The organism is Paraburkholderia sp. SG-MS1 (assembly GCF_012275575.1).
Classification (GTDB): Bacteria; Pseudomonadota; Gammaproteobacteria; order Burkholderiales; family Burkholderiaceae; genus Paraburkholderia.
The window spans coordinates 1-21,845 of the sequence record NZ_NPIH01000108.1; the positions used below are offsets into that span (position 1 = coordinate 1).

Sequence of the window (21,845 nt, forward strand, 5' to 3'; positions counted from 1 at the left end):
CTGACCGAAGCGATGGACGCTTATGCGCCCTACTTCCGCGGCTTCGAGCCGGTGACGGCGCAACGCGCTGCGCTCGCCTACGTGCGCAGCGTGGAAGGCGCGCAGACGGGACGGGTGTATCGCGTGGGGTATTGAATGTCGAGGGAATCACGCGATGCGGTCTCGCTGTGTCGCCGCGCCATGGCGGCTGCACTGCTCTGCCGACGGCCCTCGATAAACCCGGTGCGTCGCGCCCGGGCTGCCAGATCCTCAGTGAATCTCCGGCTCGCCCGGCTTGTCCGGCTTGTCCGGTTGCGATGCGGCAAGCGCACCGCCTCGTTGCAGGAAGTCGAAGTCGCAGCCCTGATTCGCCTGCATCACATGCACCTGGTACATCGCGCCATAGCCGCGCGTGAAACGCGGCGCCGGCCTGACCCACGCGGCTCGGCGCCGCGCCAGTTCTTCGTCCGGCACCAGCAGGTTGAGCCTGCGCCGCGGTACGTCCAGCTCGATCGAGTCGCCGCTTTGCACCAGCGCAAACGGCCCGCCCACGAACGACTCGGGCGCCACGTGCAACACGCACGCGCCGTAACTCGTGCCGCTCATCCGCGCATCCGAGATGCGCACCATGTCGCGCACGCCCTTTTGCAACAGCTTGCGGGGGATCGGCAATTGCCCCCACTCGGGCATGCCCGGCGCGCCCACCGGCCCCGCATGCTGAAGCACGATCACACAGGTCTCGTCGATATCGAGCGCTTCATCGTCGATGCGCGCGGCGAGATCGTTATAGTCCTGGAACACCACCGCGCGGCCGGTATGCACGAGCAGATGCGGCTCGGCCGCGCCGGGTTTGATCACCGCGCCGTCGGGCGCGATATTGCCGCGCAGCACCGCGAGGCCGCTGTCAGGCAAGAGCGGCTTGTCGCGGCGGCGAATCACTTCGTCGTTGAAAATTCGCGCGCCTTCGAGGTTCTCCCCGAGCGTGCGGCCGTTCACGGTCCTCTGCGAACCGTCGATCAGCTCGCCCAACTCCGCAAGCAGCGCCCGCAAGCCGCCCGCGTAAAAAAAGTCCTCCATCAGGTAGACGCCGGTCGGCCGGACGTTGGCCAATACCGGCGTGCGGCGCGAGATGTCGTCGTAGCGATCGAGCGTCAGCGCGATGCCTGCGCGGCGCGCGAGCGCAATCATGTGGACGATCGCATTGGTCGAGCCGGACAGCGCGAGGCAGGTGGTCACGGCGTTATCGACCGAGCCGGCGGTGATGAGGTCGGAAGGCTTGAGATCCTCCCACACCATGTCGACGATGCGCATGCCGGTCTGCACCGCCATCTGCGCATGGCGCGAATCCGCCGCGGGAATCGACGCAAAGCCGGGCAGCGTGAAGCCGAGCGCCTCGGCCGCGCTCGTCATCGTCGAGGCGGTGCCCATCGTCATGCAATGCCCCGGCGAGCGCGCAATGCCGCCTTCGATGCCTTGCCAGTCGTCCTGCGTGATCGTCCCGGCACGAAGCTCGGCCCAGTACTTCCAGACGTCCGAGCCGGAGCCTAGCGTCACGCCATGCCAGTTGCCGCGCAGCATCGGGCCGGCGGGCAGAAAGATCGCGGGCAGGTCCATCGAGATCGCGCCCATCAGCAAAGCGGGTGTGGTCTTGTCGCAGCCGCCCATCAGCACGACGCCGTCGGCGGGATACGAGCGCAGGGTCTCCTCGGCTTCCATCGCGAGGAAGTTGCGGTACAGCATCGTGGTGGGTTTCTGGAACGGCTCGGAGAGTGTCTGCACCGGCAGCTCGACGGGAAAGCCGCCGGCCTGCCAGATGCCGCGCTTCACTTCCTCGACGCGCTGCTTGAAATGCGTGTGGCACGCATTGATCTCGCTCCACGTGTTGAGAATCGCGATGACCGGCTTGCCCGAGTATTCCTCCCGGTTGTAGCCCATCTGCGCGGTGCGCGAGCGATGGCCGAACGAACGCATATCGTTCGCGCCGTACCAGCGGTGGCTGCGCAGCTCCTCGGGGGTCTTTCTCTTCGTCAACGTCGGCTCCACGAATAGCGTCGGGAGTGCTTCAGCGCTTCTGCTCCTTCACGCGCGACACGATCTGCGTCGGGCTGACGAATTGCAGCGCGATCAGCACCCAGATCAGCGTGATCGCCATATAGATCATCGCCATCGCATCGATCGATTGCGGAGCGCGCACGCCGGTTGAAAATACAGCGTAGTACAACGCGACCACCAGCGTTTGCGTAGCGGGCCCCGCGGTGAAGAAAGTCAGCTCGAACATGCCAATGGTGCGCACGAGCACCAGCAGCCCCGCCGCGAGCATGCCGGGCACCAGCAGCGGCAGCAGCACATAGCGGAAATAACGGAACGTGTTGGCGCCGAAAATGCGCGCCGCCGCTTCGAGATTCGGGTCGATCTGCTCGATGAACGGCGTCATCACCAGAATCACGAACGGCAGCGCCGGCACCAGGTTGGCGAGGATCACGCCGCTCAGCGTGCCGGCGAGACCGGTCTTGTACATCACGGTCGCCATCGGAATGCCGTAGGTGACGGGCGGCACCATCAACGGCAGCAGGAAGATCAGCATCACGAGGCGCTTGCCGCGAAACTGCACGCGGGCGAGCGCGTATGCCGCCGGCACGCCCAGCAGCACCGACAGCAGCACGACCGCGCCGACCACCTCGACGGTCACCCACAGCACGCTCGCGAGCTGGAAATCGCTCCACGCCTGCGCATACCAGTGCAGCGTGAAGCCTTGCGGCAACAGGGTGCCGAACCAGCGCGTCGCCACCGAATTGACCGCGACGGTCGCGATCAGCAGCACCACGTTGAGCAGGAAGAACACCATCACGGCCCACACCAGCACGCGCCATACGCGGCCGGGCACGCCGGCGCGCTGCGTCGCGCGTTTGACGGGCTCGCGCGCGCCGTCGCCGCGGCCTGTCGAAGCGGATCCGGACCACGCGGGCTGCGCCGCACGACGTTCGCTCGTCATCAGCCTTTGCCTCCGGTTGCCGGTCCGCTGTAGAAGAAGCGGCGCGCACCGAGCAACGCGGCGACCACCAGCAATTGCACGAAGCCCATCACCATCGCGATTGCGGAAGCGAGCGAATAGTCGTAGCTTTCGAACGCGGCTTCGGCGGCGGCGATCGACATCACGCGCGTCGGACCCGCGGGCGCGCCGAGCAGCACCGCCGACGGAAACACCGAAAACGCCTGCACGAACGACAGACACGCTGCCATCGTCAGCCCCGGCACCAGCAGCGGCAGATAAATGCGGCGAAACTGCTGCCACGGACTCGCGCCGAGCGTCGCCGCCGCGCTCGCGAGCGTCGGGTCGATGCCGCTCACGTACGACAGCGTCAGCAGAAACGCAAACGGAAAGCCCGACACGATCAGCGAGATCAGCACGCCCCAGAAATTGTGCGTGAGGCGCACTTCGCGCGTGTACAGATGCAGCCCTTGCAAAGCCTGTGGAAACCAGCCGTTGGGGCCAAAGTAGGTCAGCATGCCGTCGGCGATCAGCACGGTGCCGAGCGTGACGGGAATCACCAGCAGCGTCGTGACGATCTTCTGATAGCGCGAGTAGCGGCGCAGCGCGAACGCTACCGGCACCGACACGCCGACGTTGATCAGCGTCGCGGGCACCGCGAGCTTGAGGGTGACGAGGATCGTCGGCCACATCGACGTGTCGGTGAAGAACGTCAGGTAGTTGGCCCATAGGCCGCCGCCGTTCATCGGCCGGAACGACAGCACGAGACCGTACGCGAACGGATAGATGAACATCGCGACGATGAACAGCAACGCCGGCGTGACGAGCCATGCCTTGGCGTCGCGCGCCGCGAGCGGTGGCGAAGCGGGCGGCGACAATGTAGGCGTGTTCATGCGGCCTCGGCGTCGTAGACCAGCACGCGCGACGGCGCCACGCGCAAACTGATGCGCTCGCCCGCCACGAATTCGCCGACGATGCGCGCCCACACGTCGCCGAATGCAGTCTTCACACGCAGCAACGAATCGTGGCCGCCGTATTCGACCGCGTCGACCAGCGCGTCGAACGCGTTGTCCGCGCCGGGCGCGGCGCGCTCCATATCCTCGGGCCGCAGCGCGACGCTCACGCGCTTGTTGTCGAAGCCCGCCATCGGCGTGCCGATCAGACGCACGCCGTTCACGCTCACCGCGACGCCGTCGCCGTGGGTGCCTTCGAGCGTGAATTCAGCCACGTTCCGATAACCCATGAAACGCGCGACATGCAGATTGTGCGGCCGTGTGTAGACCTCTTTCGGCGTGGCAACCTGCTGCACCACGCCCTCCTTCATGACGACGATGCGGTCCGCCATCGACAGCGCTTCATCCTGATCGTGCGTCACGTAGAGCGTCGCGCGGTCGAGCTGGCTATGAATACGGCGAATTTCAGCGCGCATTTCGATGCGCAGTTTGGTGTCGAGGTTCGACAGCGGTTCGTCCATCAGGATTAGCGGCGGCTCGATCACGATAGCCCGCGCAATCGCCACGCGCTGTTGCTGACCGCCGGACAATTGACCAGGCAGCTTGTGTTCATGACCGACCAGTTGCACGAGCTGCAGCGCCTCGCGCACGCGACGCGTCGTTTCGCTTCTGCCGACGCCGCGCATCTTCAAGCCGAAGCCGACGTTGTCGAGCACGCTCATATGCGGGAACAGCGCGTAGTTCTGGAACACCATGCCGAAGCCGCGCTTTTCCGGCGGCAACACGTCGATGCGTTTGTCGTCGAGCCAGATGCCGCCGCCCGTCAACGGCTGCAAGCCGGCAATGCAATTGAGCGCCGTCGATTTACCGCAGCCGGACGGCCCGAGCAACGCGATGAACTCGCCCCGCTGGATCGTCAGATCGAGTTCCTGCAGCGCCGCGATCGCGTGGCCTTGCGCATTCGTGAAACTGCGGCTCACCGAGTCGAGCCGCAACTGCTCAAAGTGATGCTTCATGGAGGTTTCCTGATACGCGTGACATGTCGACGAATGCTCCTCCCGACCTGTCACGCGCGAATCGCGACGGCATGCATGGCTGGATGCGCGGACTACCTGGTCTTCTGTGCGCCGACCTCGGCATCCCACTTCTTGAACGCCGCGACCATGGCGGACGCATTCAACGGCAACGCATGTGGACGGTCAGCCAGCAGTTTCGCGTATTCCGGGCGGCCGTACTTCTTCAGCACCTCCTGGCTGTGCGCGGGCGCCTGTTCGACGCTCACGCCCTTGATCGCCGGGCCGGGATAGAAATAGCCGTCGTCATAAGTCATGGCCTGCTGCGCCGGTTCGAGCATGAAGTTCATCATCTTGTAGATGACGTCGAGCTTTTCCTTCGGCACGCCCTTTGGAATCACCATGTAGTGCGCGTCGTTCACCCATGTCATGTTGTCGAACGCCTGCACCCGGAATTCAGCCGGCACGATGCCGAGCGCTCGTGGGTTGATGTCCCAGCCCGTTACCGTGACGGTCATGTCGCGCGTGCCCTCGCCCAGTTCCTTCATCACCGCCGAGGTGCCGCCAGGATAGTAAGGAATGCACTCGTTCAGTTGCTTCAGAAAGGCCCACGTCTTGTCCCAGCCGTGAATCGGGTCCTGCGGATCCTTGTCGCCGAGCACGTATGGCAAGCCCATCAGGAACGTACGGCCCGGACCCGAGTTGGCCGGCCGTGCATAGATCAGCTTGTCCGGATGCGCCTTGCACCATTGCAGAAGCTGCTTGGGCGTCTTGGGCGGATCGCCGACTTTGGCGGGGTTGTATTCGAGCAGCGGACCGGCCGGCATATACGCGACCGTGAGGCCATAGCCCTGCGCGAGGTCCTGCATCTTGCGCGGACCCGGCGCGTATTTGTCGAGCACGCCGGGAAACTGCGCCGCGTTGTCCGGCAGCAGTTTGATCCACAGGTTCTGTTCGATGCCGGCCGCGAGCGCGTCGGTGCCGGTCAGGACGAGATCGATGTCGGAGCGGCCTGCGCCCTGCATCGCCTTGATCTTGCCGGGCAATTGCGGAGCGGGCGCGTTGGTGAACGTGAGACTGGCGACGAGGTTCGGATACTTCGCCTTGAATGCCTCGAAGCCCTTTTGCGTGAGTTGGAGATCGCCGGCCACGTCGACGATGTTGATCGTGACCGGATCGGCCGCGTGCGCTGCGGATGCAAATGCGGCGCTCGCCGCGAGACATACGGACACCAGCTTGAGCGACAACCTGTGCGAAACAGTCATTGCGTCTCCTCGCTTCTTGGTATGGAAGTCCACCCGTCAGGTGCGCAGCGGGCGGTGTCTCTCTACCAACGCAACATAGCGAAGCGGAACAGCCGATGTCAAGCAAATACTCGCGAGCGCGCGCGGCGCATGAAAACCGCCGTTTTTTGCGGGGAATTCTTATCGATCAAAGCGGAGCGCGCCGCATCCAAGGGCAAACCCGGAGCCGGTGAGGTGGTCGCACGATTCGTTGTCAAGCAACAGGAGAATGCCTGGTGCGTTCATCTGCGCCCATCCACATCTGCTCACGCCGATTCGCGCTTCAGCCGCCTTGCACGCCCTGCGTATTCACATAGAGCGAATACAGACCATGGCTTGCCGCCATGAACAGCCGGTTGCGATGACGCCCACCGAAGCACACGTTCGCGCAACGCTCCGGCAATGCAATGTGGCCAAGCGGCTCGCCTTGCGCGGTGAAGACACGCACGCCGTCGAGTTCGTCGGTGCCCATGCCCCAGCCGCACCACAGATTGCCATGGACGTCGACACGAAAGCCGTCCGGCGTGCCCGCACCGGCGTCGATCAGCACGCGGTTGTTCGACAGTGCAGCGCCGTCGCCGCCGACATCGAACGCGCGGATCTTGCGCGGCTCGCCACGCGATTCGACGATGTACAGCACCGACTCGTCCGGCGAGAACGCGAGGCCGTTTGGGCCAAGCACGTCGTCGGCGACCATCGACACCTCGCCGGACTGCCCGTCGACGCGGTACACGCACGCCGGCAGTTCCGACGCCTGGCGCTCGCCTTCGTAGAAGCCGTCGATGCCGAAGGTCGGGTCGCTGAACCAGATAGAGCCGTCCGACTTCACGATCACGTCGTTCGGCGAATTGAAACGCTTGCCTTGATAACGGTCGGCGAGCACGGTGATCGAGCCGTCGTATTCGGTGCGCGTCACGCGGCGCGTGAGGTGCTCGCAACTGACGAGGCGTCCCTGTCGATCGCGCGTGTGGCCGTTCGCATTGTTCGACGACTGCCGGAACGTGCTGACGGTGCCGCTCGGTTCGTCCCAGCGCAGGATGCGGTCGTTGGGTATGTCGCTCCACAGCAGATAGCGGCCATCGCCGAACCAGACCGGGCCTTCCGACCAGCGCGCGCCCTGGTACAGACACTCGACGGAAGCAGAGGCAAGAATCAGCGACTTGAAGCGCGGATCGATTACGCGGATAGAAGGATCGGGATAGCGTCGGCTGTTGTCGGTCATGCTGGTGATTGGGGTTCGGAGATCGATGAATGGGTTCGCGCAAACTCGCGTTCCAGCGCAAGCAGTGCTCGCGCGGCAGCGTCGATCTTCGCATGATGTTCGGGCGGCGTCGAACTGAGCTGTGGCAGCGTCGGAGCCATGTCGGCGATTTGCGCGAACGTGACGCATGGTGCAGCACGCGGATCAGCGAGCTTGCGTCGCGCAGATTTCGAGCGGCAGGAACGCGTCTTACAGCCGTTGCGCCGTTTCGTGAGCACCACTGCGGACCGCCTGCACCAAGGCCATGACCCTGCGCGGCGCGAGGCATCCCGAACCGGTTGTCCATGCTGCGAGCCCGAACTCGCGCACATGCTCGGGCGAACTTGGCCGTCGTGTCTCGAAACTACTGCGAACTGTCACTTTTATATGACAATGGAGCCCGACGGGTCCATGCCTGCCCCTTGCAAGATAACGCGCAGCCGCGCGTTATCGTGGACGAATGCGCGGTTGGGTCCGGCAACCTGGGCCTCGTGCTTAATTAAAATCAGCGGGTAATAATATTGCCAATGAAAGGCTTCAAAATGCCGCCGACGGGAGAATTACCTATTCCAAGAGCCTATAACTCTTAATCGCGGGATGAAACACACTTAGATGACAATTCGCTCGTTTTTCTTCGCAGACGCGCCCCGTCATGCCGTTCGACCGCGTTTGGCGCTGTGCAGGTTTTTTTAGTGTTAGATTATGACGATTAATACAGCCGGACGAATTACAGTTCCGCGACGAACCGCAACGGGATGTTTGCGAGCCTGAGAGAGTTAAAAAAATTGTCGCTACATTTTATCGAGCAGATGGCACCGCTACTGAACGCCGCCGACGAAGCGGAATGGTTCCGTGCGATTGCGGGCCTTGCCGAGACATGGGGCTTCGACAAAATTTTGATCGCCATGCTGCCGCGCCCCACCATGCGGCTGGAAGATGCCTATATACGCAGCACCTACGCGCCGGCTTGGCGACAGACGTATGACAAAGAGGGGTTGGTTCACATCGACCCGACCGTCGAGCATTGCATGGCGCGCGCGGCACCGCTGATCTGGTCGCCGGCAATCTTCTCGACCGCGGCGCAGCAATCCATGTACGAGGAAGCGCGCTCATACGGGCTGCGCGCGGGGGTGACGGTACCGATTCACGGACCGAACCAGGAAGCCGGCATGATGTGCTTCGTCAACGACAGCAGTTCGATCGACGATTTCCAGCGCCATGTCAACGCGGCGCTACCCAATCTGGTGTTATTGCGCGACCTGGTGATCGATACCAGCCAGCGCCATCTGGATACGCACGCTCAGACCGTATTGCCCAAGCTCACGCCGCGCGAACGCGAGTGCCTCAAATGGACCGCACGCGGCAAATCCACCTGGGAAATCTCCCATATCCTGAACTGTTCGGAAGCCGTGGTGAACTTCCACATGAAAAATATCAGGACGAAATTCGGTGTGAATTCGCGGCGTGCAGCTGCCGTCATCGCGGCGCAACTCGGGCTTATTGACCCGGGTTGAGAAACGCGGCGGCGTCGCGGCTATACAGCACTCGCTCGGCACGGCCCAGATCAGCATCGGAAACGGTTTTCGTGAAGTACAAGCCCAGCAGGATCGACACCGGCGCCGGGATTTCAGCACCGGATTCGAACCGGCTTCCACGCGACTGAGTGACGCCGAACCGCGCCCAGAAGCGGCGCTGGCTTTCTTTTTTCTTCTTGCGGTACGCAATGATCAGCACACGATCCACCGCCGTGGGGGCCTCCGCGGGGCGCGTTTGGAGGCCAGTCAGCGGTTGCCAGTGATTTTCGAGAAGTTCCATTTTCGTTGCCTCGTCGGTTGGATGCGGATACGTGTCTCGAATTCTGCGTTACCCGATAAGCATGCACACCTATCCAGGTAGGTAGGTGGCAGAACGATTCAATATGCATAAGTTTTCCTGATATTGGTTTCTCAACTCGTTCAGGAGAACGGCATGCAAACAGCAATCCGGATTGGAATGCGCCAGGATTTCGACAACTCGGACATCAACGAGATGTACCGCCTGCGGGCACGGGTGTTTCACGGGCGGCTCGGCTGGGATGTCCCGACCATAGCGGGCATGGAGATCGACGGCTATGACGCCCTCGGGCCGTACTACATGCTGATTCAGAGCGAAGACCGGAAGTTGCGCGGCTGTTGGCGCATGATGCCAACCGAAGGCCCCAATATGCTGAAAGACACTTTCCCCCAGCTACTGCACGGCGAGCAGGCTCCGGTCGGGCGGCATATCTGGGAGTTGAGCCGGTTTGCGATCGAAACCGGTGGCGAAGAGCAGTCGTTCGGCTTCACGGACATGACGATCCAGGCGATTCAGGAAGTCATGAAATTCGCGCAGCGAATGGGTATCACGCAGTACGTCACCGTGACCACCACGCCGATCGAGCGACTCCTGCGCAGGACCGGCATCGACATCAGCCGGCTTGGCGCGCCGGTGCAGATCGGCGTGGAGCGCGCGGTGGCGCTGAACGTTGCCGTGAGCCCGAAGACCCTCACGGCCCTGTTCGGGCCGGTGGCGGTTGCGGCTTAGTCCGGCGGCGGGTTCGCGCCTGGCGTCGGTTCACGCAAGCGCGTCCACCTGGGTTGCGGGCCATGCGGTTGACCGGGACAAACGGTGTGCCGCGGCTGTGTTGCGTCGGGTCGGTACGCCGGAACTCAGGAGCCGAACATTCGTTCGAGCGCATTCTCGAGATGCGCGCGCATCGCCGCGGCGGCAGCCGCCGCGTCTTTGTGGCAAATCGCATCGAGCACCGCCCTGTGCTCGGCCTGGACGAGCCGCTGACGCTCCACCGTCTTGACGAGCGAAAGGTTGCGCGACAGGTTCATGCTGAACAGGATCTGTTCCTCGATGAACGACATGACCGTGACGAAAAACGGGTTCTTCGACGCGCGCGCCACGGCCAGATGAAACAGAAAGTCGTCCTGCGCGGCCGCGCCCGCCTCGGTCACGATGCGAAATTCGTAGCATCGCCGAATGTCGGACAGCGTTTCGAGCGGCGCGAAACGGCGCACGTCCGGATCGGGCCGCCGCGCGACCGTCGTGCCCGAACCATGCCGCGTCATGATGATGCCGTCCGCCCGCAGGCGCGCCAGTGCTTCGGGCACGGTCGGCCGCGAGGTCGCAAACCGTTCCGCCAGCGCGTGCTCGGTTGGCAAGCGCTCACCTTCCTTGTATTGCCCTTCAAGAATGCGATTGAGGATGTCGCCGTAGATCTTGTCGGGCAGGCCTGTGGCTTTGCGCTCGTTCATCGGCGAAACAGCTTGTCTGAACATCACTTGATTGTCAGGCCGACTTTGGCCGTCCTTTATGGAAATATGCGTCCTGAATCGAGTCCCGGATTCGCCAGCTGCCGTGCTGTCACGCCTGGCGGTAAGCACACCACACCCAAGAATTCGACAAGAGTTTGATTTACATCCTGGTTGAGTGCATCTTTTTCGGCCATCATCTAAGCTTCGTTGGTATAAAAGATCAAGGAGCCGGGCCGTGAAAAGGGCTACGGCATACGGATTTTTCAGACGCGGAGTCGCCATGTACACACGCATCCTTGTAGCGGTCGACGGCAGCAACACTTCCCGCCGTGCATTCGAGGCAGCCCTCGCGCTCGCCAAATCCAACGGCGCCGTTCTACGGCCTTTCTACGTTGTCGAAAACACGCCCATGTACTTCGAAGCGCCCGGCTACGACCCGTCGATCCTGCGCAACCGTCTGATCGAAGAAGGCAGGGAATTGCGCGCGGAATTCGCGCAGACGATGGCCGAGCAAGGCGTCAAGGGCGACCCGGCCGTCAGCGAGGCATCGTCGCTGGGCGACGTGTCGGACATCGTGCTGAAGGCTGCCGCCGAATTCGACGCCGACCTCCTCGTCATGGGCACACATGGCCGGCGTGGCTTTCAACGGCTGATTCTCGGCAGCGTCGCCGAGCGCTGCGTGCGCCAGGCCACCATCCCCGTGTTGTTGATTCCGGCCGCCGCGGGCCAGGACAAGGAACCGGCCACCCCGTAACGGTGCATCATGCGACTGCTGTTTGCCGTGTGAACCGGCGTCGAGCGATGGCGGCTCATTATGAGCTCCGCACCGCGCGAAGCGCTCAAGAAATACATGGCAGTCCGACCGCCCGACCACCTATCCAGGCGCCACAACGCTCAAGATGCCTAACCGGCTGAACGCGTCACTTTGCCGCCAAGCCGGGTTTAGGGCGGATGGGACAATCGTCATTACTCCGATAATCGCCTGCAGACATGCTCACTCCTTCCGCTGTAACGCACTCCACCGGTATCGACGGTTCCTCCGCAAGTTCGTCGTCCACGCGCAGCGGCCGCCGCGCGGCACCGGTGCGGGCAAGCGCGCGCACCACCGCTCGCTGTTCGAGTTGCTCGATGCGGCAACTCTGCATGCCTCAAGGCCTGTCGGCCGAGGAACTCACGAAACTTGAAACGCTCATCTGCTCCGCGCGCCCGGTCCAGCGCGGCGAAGCGCTCTACCGCAGCGGCGACCGTTTCGACAGCGTCTACGCCGTGCGTTCCGGTTCGATGAAAACCGTGATGGCGCACCGCGACGGCCGCGAGCAGGTCACCGGGCTGCGCCTCGCCGGCGAGGCGCTCGGGCTCGACGGCATTAGCGAAGACGTCCACGCGTGCAGCGCCGTGGCGCTCGAGGACAGCACCGTCTGCATCGTCCCCTACAGCGCGCTCAAACGTCTGTGCCGCGAAATCAGTTCGATGCAGGAGCGCATGCACAAACTGCTGGGCGCGCAAATCGTCCGCGAAGCCACGCAGATGTTGATGCTCGGCTCACTGTCCGCGGACGAACGGGTCGCCGCCTTCCTGCTGGACGTATCGGAGCGCAATGCGCAGCGCGGTTATTCGTCGGCCGAATTCAACCTGCGCATGACGCGCGACGACATGGGCAGCTACCTCGGTATGACGCTCGAAACCGTGAGCCGCACCTTGTCAAGATTTCAAAAGCGCGGCCTGATCGACACGCAAGGCAAGCACATCCGCATCGTCGATCTGGCCCGACTGCGCCAGGTCTGAGCCAGTCGCTGGGCTCAGCCGGCGCCCCGCCCACGCTCGTTTGGCGCGATTTCGGCTTGGCATGGCTCCTGCGAGCGGGTACAGTCTTTAGTCCCTCCCCCGCAAGGAGACCCGGCGAAATGAATCGCGACCCCGCCCCACGTCACCCGCTCGTCCAGCGTCTGATCGACGCGCGTCAGGTCACTGACGCACTGTTTGCGATCGTCAAACCCGAATTTCTGTATGAACGGCCGATCCGTGAACGCCACCGGATCGTGTTTTACGTCGGCCATCTGGAAGCGTTCGATCGCAATCTGTTCGATCGACGTGTGTGCGACCTGCCCGCCTTCGCCCCGGAACTCGACCAGCTTTTTGCTTTCGGCATTGACCCGGTCGACGGCGGCTTTCCCACCGATCAACCCGGCGACTGGCCGTCGCTCGACACCGTACGCGCGTATGCCTCGCGCGCGCGCAAGCAGATCGACGACGCGCTCGCACGTCTCGCGGACGCCGCGAGGTTCGCCCGCGACAGCGCGCAAGCCGACACCTGCCGGCAGTTGCTGAACGTCGCCATCGAGCACCGGCTGATGCATGCCGAAACGCTCGCATACATGCTTCATCAGTTGCCGCTTGCACAGAAGGTCACCGAACTGCGCGAGTCCGTGGTCACGCATCCCGAGCGCCGGGACGCGTTGGCATCGATGGTCGGCGTGCCGGCCGGCGCGGCTGTCCTCGGCATGTCGCGCGATGCCGGCCAGTTCGGTTGGGACAACGAGTTCGGCGAAATGCGCGTGGACGTGCCCGCCTTCGAGATCGATCGATACATGGTGACGAACGGCGCGTTTCGCGAGTTCATCGAGGCCGGCGGCTATCGCGAATCCAAATGGTGGTCGCAGAAAGATTGGGCATGGCGGCAAGCCGAACACATCGAGCATCCTGCCTGCTGGTCGCAACGCGAGGCGAGCGGCGAAACAGGCGGCAACGCGAGTGAATGGATGCTGCGCACGATGTTCGACGACGTGCCGCTGCCGCTCGACTGGCCAGCCTACGTGAGCCATGCCGAAGCCAGTGCCTACGCGCGCTGGGCCGGCAAGTCCCTGCCCACCGAAGCGCAATGGCAACGCGCGGCGCAAGGCACGCCGCACGCCGAGTCGGGCAATTTCGATTTTCGCAGCTGGGACCCAAAGCCAGTCGACGCGTATCCGCAGAACGTCAGCGCGTTCGGCGTCGAAGGTCAGTTCGGCAATGGTTGGGAATGGACCTCGACGGTATTCGACGCACTGCCTGGTTTCGAAGCGTTTCCGTTCTATCCGGGGTATTCAGCCAATTTCTTCGATGGGCAGCATTACGTGCTCAAAGGTGGCTCGGCACGCACCGCGCAGTGCATGCTGCGGCCGGCTTTCCGCAACTGGTTTCAAGCGCATTATCAGTATGTGTATGCGGGGTTCCGCTGTGTGAAGGCGTGACGAATAAAGCGATAGTTGACACATAAGATCGGCTATCGCTTTACTTTTGGAAAAGTCATCTATCGGCTAACTTTGCGAACAAGATCATTTATCGCTTTGTCGCCGGTTACGCACGCAACAACTTCAAGCGGGCGTTCTTTCTTTTATCCAGAGAAACAGTCGTTCCTCTGGCCCCCTCTGTAAACAATGATCTTGCCGTGCTTGAATAGATTGCCTCGATTGAACGCGAGCCCCTCGTGCTCGAATTGCGCTTTGAGCGCGCGCAGATTGCGCCCGATCCTTAGAAGCCGCAACCATCTGCACTGTCGACCCAAGCCAAGGCGTCTTTCACGCAGCTCAAACACCAATGCCGGAAACAACTGGTCCAACCTTGTCGCAGTCACGCCCAGCTTCCCGGCAAGAGCCGAAAACGTTTCATCCGGCGTCTCAACGAGTGTCGCAGGCAGGAGTTTCACGATTTCGGCCTTGCTCTTTGTGGCTCGCCGGGCCTTTCGTTCGAGAACGATACGCTCGGTCGGTATGCTAACAGCCAGCAGTCGGCCGCGCAGAATGCTGACAGGTTGTGCGCGGCAAGACTCAACGTCAATGACGCGCGAGTGTTAGATCTCACGGCTCTCCTCCTTCACAAACGTGGGACCGTTCGGGCAAAGCTCAAGCAAAATCGGCTCGAATCGCGAACGCTTTACCCAGGCGGCAACCCTCCATCCTCGCAATATTCGTCATTGGGTTCTAACGCAGTCATTCATTTTCGTTATGAGTAGAGTGGGGGAACGCCGTTGGAATATTCGGCCGCCTGCCCTGTTATCTTGTCGGTGGCGCGGCTCGCTGAGCGGTGGGCAGAAGCGCAACCGAATCTTGATAAGGCGTGTCCATTGCAACCTGAGAGCAAGGTTATGGCCTCGTTAGTGGGAATTCTTCAGTGTAGCGAGGCGAGTTATGAATATGGAAGGTTTGAAAAAATTTGAAGCAGTCGACGTGATGACTCTCAAGGACCAAAATCCGCAACACTGGCCAAGGGCCGAGATCGACGAAATGTTTCAGTGGGCGAAGTCACTAAACCAATTCCGAAGCTTTCTCACCAATATGGATCACCATGATTGGCGGCGCTACCGGGAAGCTCATGCTTTGGGGGAAGAGCTGGTAGCCAAAGCCAAGCGCTTGCAAGGGATCGTTAAGATACCGATGCCGAAGGGCCAACTGGGGTACCACGGCTGCACCGCAGCAGCTGCGAAGGCGATCAAGGAAGGCATCCAGCGCCAGCCGCAGCTCGACTATGAGCCGGACTGGAAGGCATTCTACGTAGGATCGTCACCCGAACACTCGGCTGGGTACATCGACGGTTCGAATCCGAAGGACGGAGGAGCAATACTAAGTATCAACAACGCGACACCGCTGACGCGTATTTACATCAGTAAAACCGTCGTGCATCACGCACTCACGTCAAAGAAAAAGGCAGAGCTTATCAAGAAGAAGCTCGGCATGAGCACAACGTCCATACTGATGGATGAGCTCGGTAGGCGCAACGAGTACATCGAAATGGAAGACGCCGACGGGCACTTCGAGACTATCATTCCTTGGCAGATCGCTGAAAAAACCCTCGAGGCGGAAGACTCAGCCCATCTCGTGGAGTATGACCGTGCGCGAGGAGCCTTTATTTTGGCCGGGTAAGTCGATGGTCGTCGGCATGAAATAGGCGGTGATTGTGCAGACCCGCGATATCACCGCATCGTGGGCACCGGTTACGCATTCCAGCCGAACAATGCCCGGTTGCCCGACCTGTCGCGGAGAATTCCGGGGCGAGTGATATCTGCAATTCTCACCACTGCGTTTAATGCCCGAAATCTTGGGGTCGTCGCACTCAATCCAGGAGCCGGCGGGCCTTTCCATCGACCGGTTCACCGCTTTCCCTCCCACATGGCCAACCGATCCCTCTATTCACTCTGACGTCGGACGAAGTGAAGGTAAGTGCGTTTCGGAAGTAAATGTTCGACCGGCCCTTGATAGATAACGGACATACTTTTAGCTGACGCGGCGCCAACTCGACCCCAGCGACGAGCGCCTCACGCGGGCATCTCATCGTCGCCACCGTCGACCCTCAGTTAGATCTTCCGTCGCGCGCAGCTTTTCAAGCACTTGCGCAACCTGCGCCAAAGTCAGGCCCCATGCCCGATGATCTGGGCATGTGCCGGTCAGCTTTTCGGCCAGTTCAAGTCTGGAATCAAGGCGCAAAAGCATCGCGGCCAAACCGCGGTTGCTCACCACCCAGGAAAACAGCCCCTGCTGCCGCACATCCTTCGGTGCCGGCAGCGAAGCCTTCGCGCGACGACCGGAGCGCCGACGCGCGAAGCATCGCACATGGGCGACGAGTTTCGCCGATACCTCGCCAGCCACCAGCACCAGCGAATACAGCCATACGCCGTCGGGCCCGGCTTCAGGTCGCGCGCGCAATGAAATGCGCAGAACCAGGCGCCGGGCGCGATCAAAAAGGTGGGCGCGGCTCATACCCCGGCCAGCACGCGGCGACCAGTGCCGCGACCGTCGGCGGAAGCGGAAGGCGGCGTATTCCTCTCGAGTTGCGGCGATACGCGTGTACCCGACTGCCAACTTCAAATGGGTCCGGTGATGTTCCGCGACGAAGGTCTCTCGGCGCCGTTCAATCACGCGTACGCCGCGACGGTGACCATGCTGAAACCGGCCAGCCGCGGAAAGGTGTCATTGCGATCAGTTCGCCCCGATGCCAAACCGCGCATCCACCACAACCATCTCTGAGCGGAGGACGATCGCATAACGATTGTCGGCGGGTAAGTCCGGGTCGCGCTTTGTCGGCCAAGGCTGGCGAAACGCCGCTCAACCATCCGCAACAAGACACATCGCCCTGCTGGCAGGGCGCCACGGGCATCGCGACTTTTTATGGGAATAATCGAGCCGATCGGGTGTTGTTCGAAAGACACCTGGCTCAGGCGTCGCCCGAACGGGCTGTCGAAAATTTTCGGAGAATTGGGACACCGGCAAGCCCATTGAAGACTTGCGGCGCGAACAGGCCGTGATAGCCGCCGCCGTTCGAAATGCGGTGGCTTATCGGCTATCCGGAACGGATGCAGCCGCGTTCTTCGCCGATTCCTTCACCGTGGACGACACACTTCGGCACGCCTGCTTCATTCAGCAGACACACGAGCCGCACCGTCGTGAGCGGCGTCTGTTCCGACGCCTTGATTACGACGCTATTGCCCGTAGCGAGCGCGGGCGCGAGACTTGTCGACAGGATCATCAACGGGTGCTTGAGTGACGTCATCAGCGCGACGGCACCGAGCTCCAGCGCCACCACGTTGGGATTCTGCGTGAAAAACCGCGCTACCTGCTGACGGTCCCCTCCTGGTTCTCTTCTGGGACAATCTGCTCGGCAATCGCTTCTTTGGCCGTCTTCGGTTTCTTTTCGCTCGTCGTTCCGCGTGCGCCGCATGTCCCTGTTAGGGGCTGTCAGGCAAACGATGCCACCAGTATTCGCCTCCTGCAAGCCTGAGCCTCAGCGTCCGGGTGGGCGTCGCCGCTTTGGCTGCGCTGACCGATGACCTCACGTCTATCCGGGTTGTCGTCGACCTGATGCTTTGAGAATCTGGTGGCCAGGTCGCCCTACGACCGCGGCTAGTGCGGACCTGACATGGCCGGTCTCGCTCGGCTCAAGCCGCTTCCTGGAGGGGCACACCGGCGCACTTTACGAAACGGCGAGCCAGCGCCTCTCCTTCGAGGACTGAATAGCGGTGTCGATGATTTTCTGAATTTCCCATGCCTCGCGGAAATCAGGCCCCTTCTGCTCACCGCCCGCAATGGCCCGCAGAAAATCGGCAACTTCGATCGTTTTGAGTTCGTTGAAACCGAGCTGGTGCCCAGGCGCCACAATGAAGTTCCCGTATGGCGCGTGTTGCGGTCCCGCCTCGATGCGGACAAATCCTGCCTCTCGCGGATTTGCACCGGCACGATAGAAATGCAGTTCGTTCAGGCGTTCCTGCGAAAACACGAGCGTTCCCTTCGTGCCCGTCACTTCGAAACCCAGTTGCATCTTCCTGCCGAGCGCGACCCAGTTCGCCTCGATGCTGCCGCTGCAGCCGCGTTCGAATCGAACGATCGCCCGACCGATGTCGTCGACCTCGACCTTCCTTCGCTCGGCCGCCCCCGGACTGACCGGCCGGCTCCCCACAACCGTCCTCAGATCGGCGATCACCTCCACGATCGGCCCCAGCAGGAAGCGCGACATTCCGATGATATGGCTACCGATATCGGCAATCGCCCCGCCGCCGCCCGACGGATCCACGCGCCAGTTGTATGGCACGTCGGCGTCGGCCATGTAGTCTTCAGCATGAATGCCGCGAAAACTCACGATGTCCCCGAGTTCGCCTGCCACGATCATGGAGCGTGCGAGACCCAGAATCGGGTTCTTGATGTAGTTGAAGCCCACCTGTGTCACCACCCCGGCGGCCTCCGCGGCCTCCATCATGATCTTCGCGTCCGCAGCGCGCGGCGCAATAGGCTTCTCGCAATGCACGTGCTTGCCCGCAGCGATCGCCGCGAGCGCCTGCTCCTTGTGCACCCGATTGGGCGTCGTGATAGATACCACCTCAACGGCGGGATCGGTGACGAGTGACTTCCAGTCCGAGCTCGCTCGCGCAAATCCGAACTGCGCCGCAGCGCGTTTCGCGGCGTCTTCGTCAATATCGGCGACCGCAACGAGTTTCGGACGGAGCGATTCCGGAAACACGCCCGCCACCGCGCGATAGGCCAGAGCGTGGGTCTTTCCCATGAACCCGGTCCCGATGATTCCAACGCCAATTTCTTGCATGATTGATTCACCCGTATGTTTTCGGACCTGACGAGATTCAATGTTCTTGGCGCGCAGTTGGCGAGTCGCAACGCCTGACGGCCGTCCCTTGGAGTTACCGGCATCGTTGCGCCCTCGCGTAGCGCAGTCAGAAGCGCATCAAAACGGGCCCTCTGCTGACTTCGGCATGGGCACCGACACGACATCCGCCTGAGCGAGCGCCTGGCGCAGATCGTGACCGGCGTGACACCGCATGCTATCGGCCATCACCCTATCGGCCGCCATCGCGTCGGACTTCGATCAGAATGCGACCGGCTTCAACCTTCGCAGGATAGGTCTGCAGCTTTTCGCACACCGGCGCGCACAGCGGTCGGCCATCGCGGACGTCGAAGCGGCCATTGTGCTTCGGACACTCGATCACGAAACCCATCACGAGCCCATCGCTCAGGTGGACCTGTTCATGGGTGCATAATCCATCGCTTGCGTAGACACCGTCGTCGATCCGATAGATCGCATACGTATGGCCTGCGTGATCAAAGCGCATGACATCTTCGTCTTCTATATCGTCCAGTGCTGCTGCATCGATCCACTGTGTCATCTTGTCTCCCTCGTGTTGTGAGTTCGCGCCGGGTCAAGCTTGCGCACTACTGGGCACCGGCCGCACGACCGCATACGACGGGTCACGCGTCTGCCGTATCAGCGCTGGAATGATTTCCGCGTACGCAGCCAGGCTACTGCGATACGGCGGCGGCATGTCCGCCTTCACCACCTCATGCAATTGCGGCAACGCATGGAACGGCACCATCGGAAACATGTGATGTTCGACGTGATAGTTCATGTTCCAGTAGAGAAAGCGGAACAGCGGATTCATCATCACCGTGCGGCAATTGCGCCGATGATCGAGCACGTTCTCCGGCATGCCGGCGTGCTGGGTAAGACCGAAGTAGAGATAGAGCCACGCACCGTACAGGCTCGGCAAGCCGACATAGAGCAGCGGTAACACCGACCGCAAACCGATGCACGCAGCCATCACGAGTGCGTAGACGCTCAGACTGAGGCGAGCCTCACGGACCACTTTCGGCCATTCGCAGGCAGGGACGAAGGTCTCTTCTGCCGCGCCGACATGGCCGAATGCCGCGCTGACCATCTTCGGGAGTTCGTGAAAGACGTGCTTGAGCGCGAACACGTTGAGCGCGAGTGCAAGCCAGTCGGTGGGCCGGGGTGCGGCAATTTCCGGATCACGCCCGACAACAAGCGTATCCGTGTGGTGGCGAGCATGGCTCCAACGCCAGACCGTCGCGCGGCGGAACACCTGGAACGATGCGATCTGGTAAAGCAGATCGTTCATCCAGCGCGTCCTGAACGCCGTACCGTGGCCCGACTCATGCCAACGAGAATCGGCGGGACTGCAATAGAGTGTGCCGTACAGGAAAAACGCCGGCATCGCCCACCACGAATGCGCGTGCCAGGCCCATCCGGCGAGGACGCCGCTTGCGATGATCGCCGCGTACCAGAGCAACGTGTCGCAGATCGCGCGCGCGTCGCTGCGCTGCATCAATTGCTTCATCACCGGCCGGGCCACCGGACTCCTGTACCACTGCGCATTGACAAGGCCTGCGGCACGCGCGCGCTCGCCCGCCCCGCCGACCAGCCGGTAAGCGTCGCGCGCTGCAGAAGGTCCATATGCTTTTGTGTTTTCGTCCGTATCGCTCACCCGCATCTCCTGTCTCATTGGGCGCCGTTCCGAACGATGCGGCGCTTCATCCAAGAAAAGTAGTCGATAGGACGAGGTGCCTCAAAGGGAAGATTGACGAAATTCGTTATTTTTATAGGGTAGGAAGCGTCAGCGTCGTGAGATCTCCCAGCACGGACGGCAGTGGGAGGGCAACGTGGCACACGAAACGCCATCGCGATGGCGTAAGCGCACTGCACGAATCGTCGAGATCGCAAAGCTCGCCGGAGTCAGCACGACGCCGGTAGACCGCGTACTGAACGAACGCGGCAGCGGACGGAGTCGGCCCAGGAGTCAAGTCGATAGGCAATTTCGACCCGTTGGGACATTCGGCAAGGGCCAATCGAATGACGGCTCAAGCGCGAATGGCGAACGTTGAATACTGTCGTCTCATCGCGCTATCGGGTGTGCGCGCCGCGCAGGGCCTCGATAACCAGGCGGACGGCGAGCGAAGATTGGCGACGCGTCGCATAGTAGGCATGATGACCTGTAAATGTCGGAAACCATTCTTCCAGAACCCAGCAAAGCCGGCCGGCCTTCACGTCTGGCTCCGCGAGCGCTTTGGGAATGTAGGCGAGACCAAAGCCTTTTAGCGCTGCGTCTAGCATCTGATACGAATTATTAAAAACAAGTTGACCACTCACTTTGATTTCCATGCGACGCCGGCCTTTGTGAAGCTCCCATGGCATGAGTGAGTCTCTGGTCGGCAACCTCAGGTTGATGCAGTTATGGGCGACGAGATCCTGCGGGGCGGTCGGCGCAGATCTTCGGTTCAGATACTCGGGTGTGGCGACGATCGCCAGCGTTTCGTCCGGTGCAATCCGCACAGCGATCATGTCCTTTTCAACTTGATCTCCCAAACGTACGCCCACATCAAAACGCTCCTCCACGATATTGGACAGGCCGTAGTCGTTAATTATTTCGATGCGCAGTTCCGGCCGTTCGCGCAGAAGATGTTGAAGCTTCGGCCAGTTCTATATCGGGACGCGTGAATTCGCGCAGCAGCATCCGGCGGCTTTGCGACTGCTGTTCGACGTGCTGGACCGGCAAACGGCAAACGAGCTCGCGCATCCGGAGCAAACGATCGCTTTCCTGTCGCGCAGTACCGGCGTGCCAACGGACGTGTGGACGAAGGCGCTCCCGCGCCTCGAATGGGGCGTGCACTACCCGTTGACGAATGACGTCATCGCCGCCCAGCAGGCGACCGCCGACCTCGCCTATCGCAGTTCGATCATCCCGAAGCAGGTGAACGTCAAAGATGTGATCGTGAACATTCGATAGCGTCACGCAGAACTTAGATACTCCGTCAGTCTGGTTGATGCTTATTCTTTT

At 61.7% G+C, this 21,845-nt stretch carries 22 protein-coding genes and 4 pseudogenes; 10 read left to right on the top strand and 16 right to left on the bottom strand.

The window, feature by feature from the left end; genetic code table 11:
* Positions 1–135: pseudogene (locus CIC12_RS07630) on the top strand (short chain dehydrogenase); the annotation flags it as partial.
* Between the two features lie 114 nt (positions 136–249).
* Here the strand turns inward: CIC12_RS07630 and araD are convergent.
* The 7 genes and pseudogenes from araD to CIC12_RS32990 form a co-directional block, all read right to left on the bottom strand.
* A complete protein-coding gene (araD, locus tag CIC12_RS07635) occupies positions 250–2,010 on the bottom strand; it encodes an L-arabinonate dehydratase (protein ID WP_168663542.1) in 1,761 nt (586 codons plus the stop codon).
* Between the two features lie 31 nt (positions 2,011–2,041).
* Positions 2,042–2,971: an ABC transporter permease gene (locus CIC12_RS07640; protein ID WP_168663543.1), complete on the bottom strand. Its 930-nt coding sequence runs from the start codon at positions 2,969–2,971 to the stop codon at positions 2,042–2,044.
* Positions 2,971–3,861, bottom strand: coding sequence for an ABC transporter permease (locus CIC12_RS07645; RefSeq protein WP_168663544.1), 891 nt, complete (start codon positions 3,859–3,861; stop codon positions 2,971–2,973). Before CIC12_RS07645 ends, CIC12_RS07640 begins: the two co-directional genes overlap by 1 nt.
* Entirely contained in the window at positions 3,858–4,937 is a 1,080-nt protein-coding gene (locus tag CIC12_RS07650; RefSeq protein ID WP_168663545.1) for an ABC transporter ATP-binding protein, read from the bottom strand. The genes CIC12_RS07645 and CIC12_RS07650 overlap by 4 nt, the downstream gene beginning before the upstream one ends.
* 92 nt (positions 4,938–5,029) lie before the next feature.
* Complete coding sequence (locus CIC12_RS07655; protein ID WP_168663546.1) at positions 5,030–6,199, bottom strand: extracellular solute-binding protein; 1,170 nt, start codon at positions 6,197–6,199, stop codon at positions 5,030–5,032.
* 301 nt (positions 6,200–6,500) lie between these two features.
* On the bottom strand, positions 6,501–7,439 hold the full coding sequence (locus tag CIC12_RS07660) for an SMP-30/gluconolactonase/LRE family protein (RefSeq protein WP_168663547.1): 939 nt from the start codon (positions 7,437–7,439) through the stop codon (positions 6,501–6,503).
* A pseudogene (locus CIC12_RS32990) lies at positions 7,436–7,790 on the bottom strand (dihydrodipicolinate synthase family protein); the annotation flags it as partial. The pseudogene CIC12_RS32990 and the gene CIC12_RS07660, both read right to left, overlap by 4 nt.
* Before the next feature lie 476 nt (positions 7,791–8,266).
* On the opposite strand from CIC12_RS32990, the gene CIC12_RS07665 reads away from it, so the two are divergent.
* Positions 8,267–8,971, top strand: coding sequence for a helix-turn-helix transcriptional regulator (locus CIC12_RS07665; protein ID WP_168663598.1), 705 nt, complete (start codon positions 8,267–8,269; stop codon positions 8,969–8,971).
* Here the strand turns inward: CIC12_RS07665 and CIC12_RS07670 are convergent.
* Positions 8,955–9,272 (bottom strand): XRE family transcriptional regulator, encoded by a 318-nt coding sequence (locus CIC12_RS07670; protein ID WP_168663548.1) that lies wholly within the window; start codon positions 9,270–9,272, stop codon positions 8,955–8,957. The genes CIC12_RS07665 and CIC12_RS07670 overlap by 17 nt on opposite strands.
* A gap of 153 nt (positions 9,273–9,425) precedes the next feature.
* Between CIC12_RS07670 and CIC12_RS07675 the strand changes: the two genes are divergently transcribed.
* Positions 9,426–10,019, top strand: a complete 594-nt coding sequence (locus CIC12_RS07675; protein WP_168663549.1) for an acyl-homoserine-lactone synthase — start codon at positions 9,426–9,428, stop codon at positions 10,017–10,019.
* Positions 10,020–10,144: 125 nt separating this feature from the next.
* Here CIC12_RS07675 and CIC12_RS07680 read toward each other — a convergent pair whose 3' ends face one another.
* Entirely contained in the window at positions 10,145–10,738 is a 594-nt protein-coding gene (locus CIC12_RS07680) for a FadR/GntR family transcriptional regulator (RefSeq protein ID WP_168663599.1), read from the bottom strand.
* Positions 10,739–11,018: 280 nt separating this feature from the next.
* Between CIC12_RS07680 and CIC12_RS07685 the strand changes: the two genes are divergently transcribed.
* The 3 genes from CIC12_RS07685 to CIC12_RS07695 all read left to right on the top strand — a co-directional run bounded on the left by CIC12_RS07685 (position 11,019) and on the right by CIC12_RS07695 (position 13,968).
* Positions 11,019–11,492 (top strand): universal stress protein, encoded by a 474-nt coding sequence (locus CIC12_RS07685; protein WP_168663550.1) that lies wholly within the window; start codon positions 11,019–11,021, stop codon positions 11,490–11,492.
* Positions 11,493–11,728: 236 nt separating this feature from the next.
* Positions 11,729–12,523: a fumarate/nitrate reduction transcriptional regulator Fnr gene (fnr, locus tag CIC12_RS07690; RefSeq protein ID WP_168663551.1), complete on the top strand. Its 795-nt coding sequence runs from the start codon at positions 11,729–11,731 to the stop codon at positions 12,521–12,523.
* Positions 12,524–12,642: 119 nt separating this feature from the next.
* Positions 12,643–13,968 carry an SUMF1/EgtB/PvdO family nonheme iron enzyme gene (locus tag CIC12_RS07695; protein ID WP_168663552.1) on the top strand — a complete coding sequence of 442 codons (1,326 nt, stop codon included), beginning with the start codon at positions 12,643–12,645 and terminating at the stop codon, positions 13,966–13,968.
* 143 nt (positions 13,969–14,111) lie between these two features.
* Here the strand turns inward: CIC12_RS07695 and CIC12_RS32995 are convergent, their stop codons facing one another.
* Positions 14,112–14,423, bottom strand: coding sequence for a hypothetical protein (locus tag CIC12_RS32995; protein ID WP_238812429.1), 312 nt, complete (start codon positions 14,421–14,423; stop codon positions 14,112–14,114).
* 481 nt (positions 14,424–14,904) lie between these two features.
* Here CIC12_RS32995 and CIC12_RS07700 point away from each other — a divergent pair, with 481 nt between their 5' ends.
* Positions 14,905–15,636, top strand: coding sequence for a hypothetical protein (locus CIC12_RS07700; protein WP_238812431.1), 732 nt, complete (start codon positions 14,905–14,907; stop codon positions 15,634–15,636).
* Positions 15,637–16,041: 405 nt separating this feature from the next.
* Here CIC12_RS07700 and CIC12_RS32715 read toward each other — a convergent pair whose 3' ends face one another.
* Entirely contained in the window at positions 16,042–16,470 is a 429-nt protein-coding gene (locus CIC12_RS32715; RefSeq protein WP_174771956.1) for a hypothetical protein, read from the bottom strand.
* Positions 16,471–16,590: 120 nt separating this feature from the next.
* Here CIC12_RS32715 and CIC12_RS33000 point away from each other — a divergent pair, with 120 nt between their 5' ends.
* A complete protein-coding gene (locus tag CIC12_RS33000; protein ID WP_238812433.1) occupies positions 16,591–16,737 on the top strand; it encodes a hypothetical protein in 147 nt (48 codons plus the stop codon).
* 313 nt (positions 16,738–17,050) lie between these two features.
* On the opposite strand, the gene CIC12_RS07710 is transcribed toward CIC12_RS33000, so the two are convergent.
* The 4 genes from CIC12_RS07710 to CIC12_RS07725 form a co-directional block, all read right to left on the bottom strand.
* On the bottom strand, positions 17,051–17,293 hold the full coding sequence (locus CIC12_RS07710) for an aldehyde dehydrogenase family protein (RefSeq protein WP_446727993.1): 243 nt from the start codon (positions 17,291–17,293) through the stop codon (positions 17,051–17,053).
* Positions 17,294–17,680: 387 nt separating this feature from the next.
* Entirely contained in the window at positions 17,681–18,802 is a 1,122-nt protein-coding gene (locus CIC12_RS07715; RefSeq protein WP_168663554.1) for a Gfo/Idh/MocA family protein, read from the bottom strand.
* A 250-nt stretch (positions 18,803–19,052) separates the two neighbouring features.
* Positions 19,053–19,379, bottom strand: coding sequence for a MocE family 2Fe-2S type ferredoxin (locus CIC12_RS07720; protein ID WP_168663555.1), 327 nt, complete (start codon positions 19,377–19,379; stop codon positions 19,053–19,055).
* A gap of 33 nt (positions 19,380–19,412) precedes the next feature.
* Positions 19,413–20,501, bottom strand: a complete 1,089-nt coding sequence (locus CIC12_RS07725) for a fatty acid desaturase family protein (RefSeq protein ID WP_238812443.1) — start codon at positions 20,499–20,501, stop codon at positions 19,413–19,415.
* A gap of 169 nt (positions 20,502–20,670) precedes the next feature.
* On the opposite strand from CIC12_RS07725, the pseudogene CIC12_RS07730 reads away from it, so the two are divergent.
* A pseudogene (locus CIC12_RS07730) lies at positions 20,671–20,838 on the top strand (LacI family DNA-binding transcriptional regulator); the annotation flags it as partial.
* A 73-nt stretch (positions 20,839–20,911) separates the two neighbouring features.
* Here the strand turns inward: CIC12_RS07730 and CIC12_RS07735 are convergent.
* Positions 20,912–21,484: pseudogene (locus CIC12_RS07735) on the bottom strand (LysR substrate-binding domain-containing protein); the annotation flags it as partial.
* A 46-nt stretch (positions 21,485–21,530) separates the two neighbouring features.
* Here CIC12_RS07735 and CIC12_RS07740 point away from each other — a divergent pair.
* Positions 21,531–21,794: a sulfonate ABC transporter substrate-binding protein gene (locus tag CIC12_RS07740; protein ID WP_168663557.1), complete on the top strand. Its 264-nt coding sequence runs from the start codon at positions 21,531–21,533 to the stop codon at positions 21,792–21,794.
* The last annotated feature ends 51 nt before the right edge of the window (positions 21,795–21,845 follow it).

Excerpts from the sequence above, each read along its gene's own strand:
- CIC12_RS07650 (WP_168663545.1), bottom strand. The coding sequence starts at position 4,937 with ATGAAGCATCACTTTGAGCAGTTGCGGCTCGACTCGGTGAGCCGCAGT.
- CIC12_RS07680 (WP_168663599.1), bottom strand. The coding sequence starts at position 10,738 with ATGAACGAGCGCAAAGCCACAGGCCTGCCCGACAAGATCTACGGCGAC.
- CIC12_RS07725 (WP_238812443.1), bottom strand. The coding sequence starts at position 20,501 with ATGCGGGTGAGCGATACGGACGAAAACACAAAAGCATATGGACCTTCT.
- CIC12_RS07665 (WP_168663598.1), top strand. The coding sequence starts at position 8,267 with ATGGCACCGCTACTGAACGCCGCCGACGAAGCGGAATGGTTCCGTGCG.
- CIC12_RS07700 (WP_238812431.1), top strand. The coding sequence starts at position 14,905 with ATGAATATGGAAGGTTTGAAAAAATTTGAAGCAGTCGACGTGATGACT.
- CIC12_RS07645 (WP_168663544.1), bottom strand. The coding sequence starts at position 3,861 with ATGAACACGCCTACATTGTCGCCGCCCGCTTCGCCACCGCTCGCGGCG.
- CIC12_RS33000 (WP_238812433.1), top strand. The coding sequence starts at position 16,591 with ATGTTCCGCGACGAAGGTCTCTCGGCGCCGTTCAATCACGCGTACGCC.
- CIC12_RS07660 (WP_168663547.1), bottom strand. The coding sequence starts at position 7,439 with ATGACCGACAACAGCCGACGCTATCCCGATCCTTCTATCCGCGTAATC.
- fnr (WP_168663551.1), top strand. The coding sequence starts at position 11,729 with ATGCTCACTCCTTCCGCTGTAACGCACTCCACCGGTATCGACGGTTCC.
- CIC12_RS07695 (WP_168663552.1), top strand. The coding sequence starts at position 12,643 with ATGAATCGCGACCCCGCCCCACGTCACCCGCTCGTCCAGCGTCTGATC.
- CIC12_RS07640 (WP_168663543.1), bottom strand. The coding sequence starts at position 2,971 with ATGACGAGCGAACGTCGTGCGGCGCAGCCCGCGTGGTCCGGATCCGCT.
- CIC12_RS07715 (WP_168663554.1), bottom strand. The coding sequence starts at position 18,802 with ATGCAAGAAATTGGCGTTGGAATCATCGGGACCGGGTTCATGGGAAAG.
- CIC12_RS07720 (WP_168663555.1), bottom strand. The coding sequence starts at position 19,379 with ATGACACAGTGGATCGATGCAGCAGCACTGGACGATATAGAAGACGAA.
- CIC12_RS32715 (WP_174771956.1), bottom strand. The coding sequence starts at position 16,470 with ATGAGCCGCGCCCACCTTTTTGATCGCGCCCGGCGCCTGGTTCTGCGC.
- CIC12_RS07685 (WP_168663550.1), top strand. The coding sequence starts at position 11,019 with ATGTACACACGCATCCTTGTAGCGGTCGACGGCAGCAACACTTCCCGC.
- CIC12_RS07655 (WP_168663546.1), bottom strand. The coding sequence starts at position 6,199 with ATGACTGTTTCGCACAGGTTGTCGCTCAAGCTGGTGTCCGTATGTCTC.
- CIC12_RS07675 (WP_168663549.1), top strand. The coding sequence starts at position 9,426 with ATGCAAACAGCAATCCGGATTGGAATGCGCCAGGATTTCGACAACTCG.
- CIC12_RS07670 (WP_168663548.1), bottom strand. The coding sequence starts at position 9,272 with ATGGAACTTCTCGAAAATCACTGGCAACCGCTGACTGGCCTCCAAACG.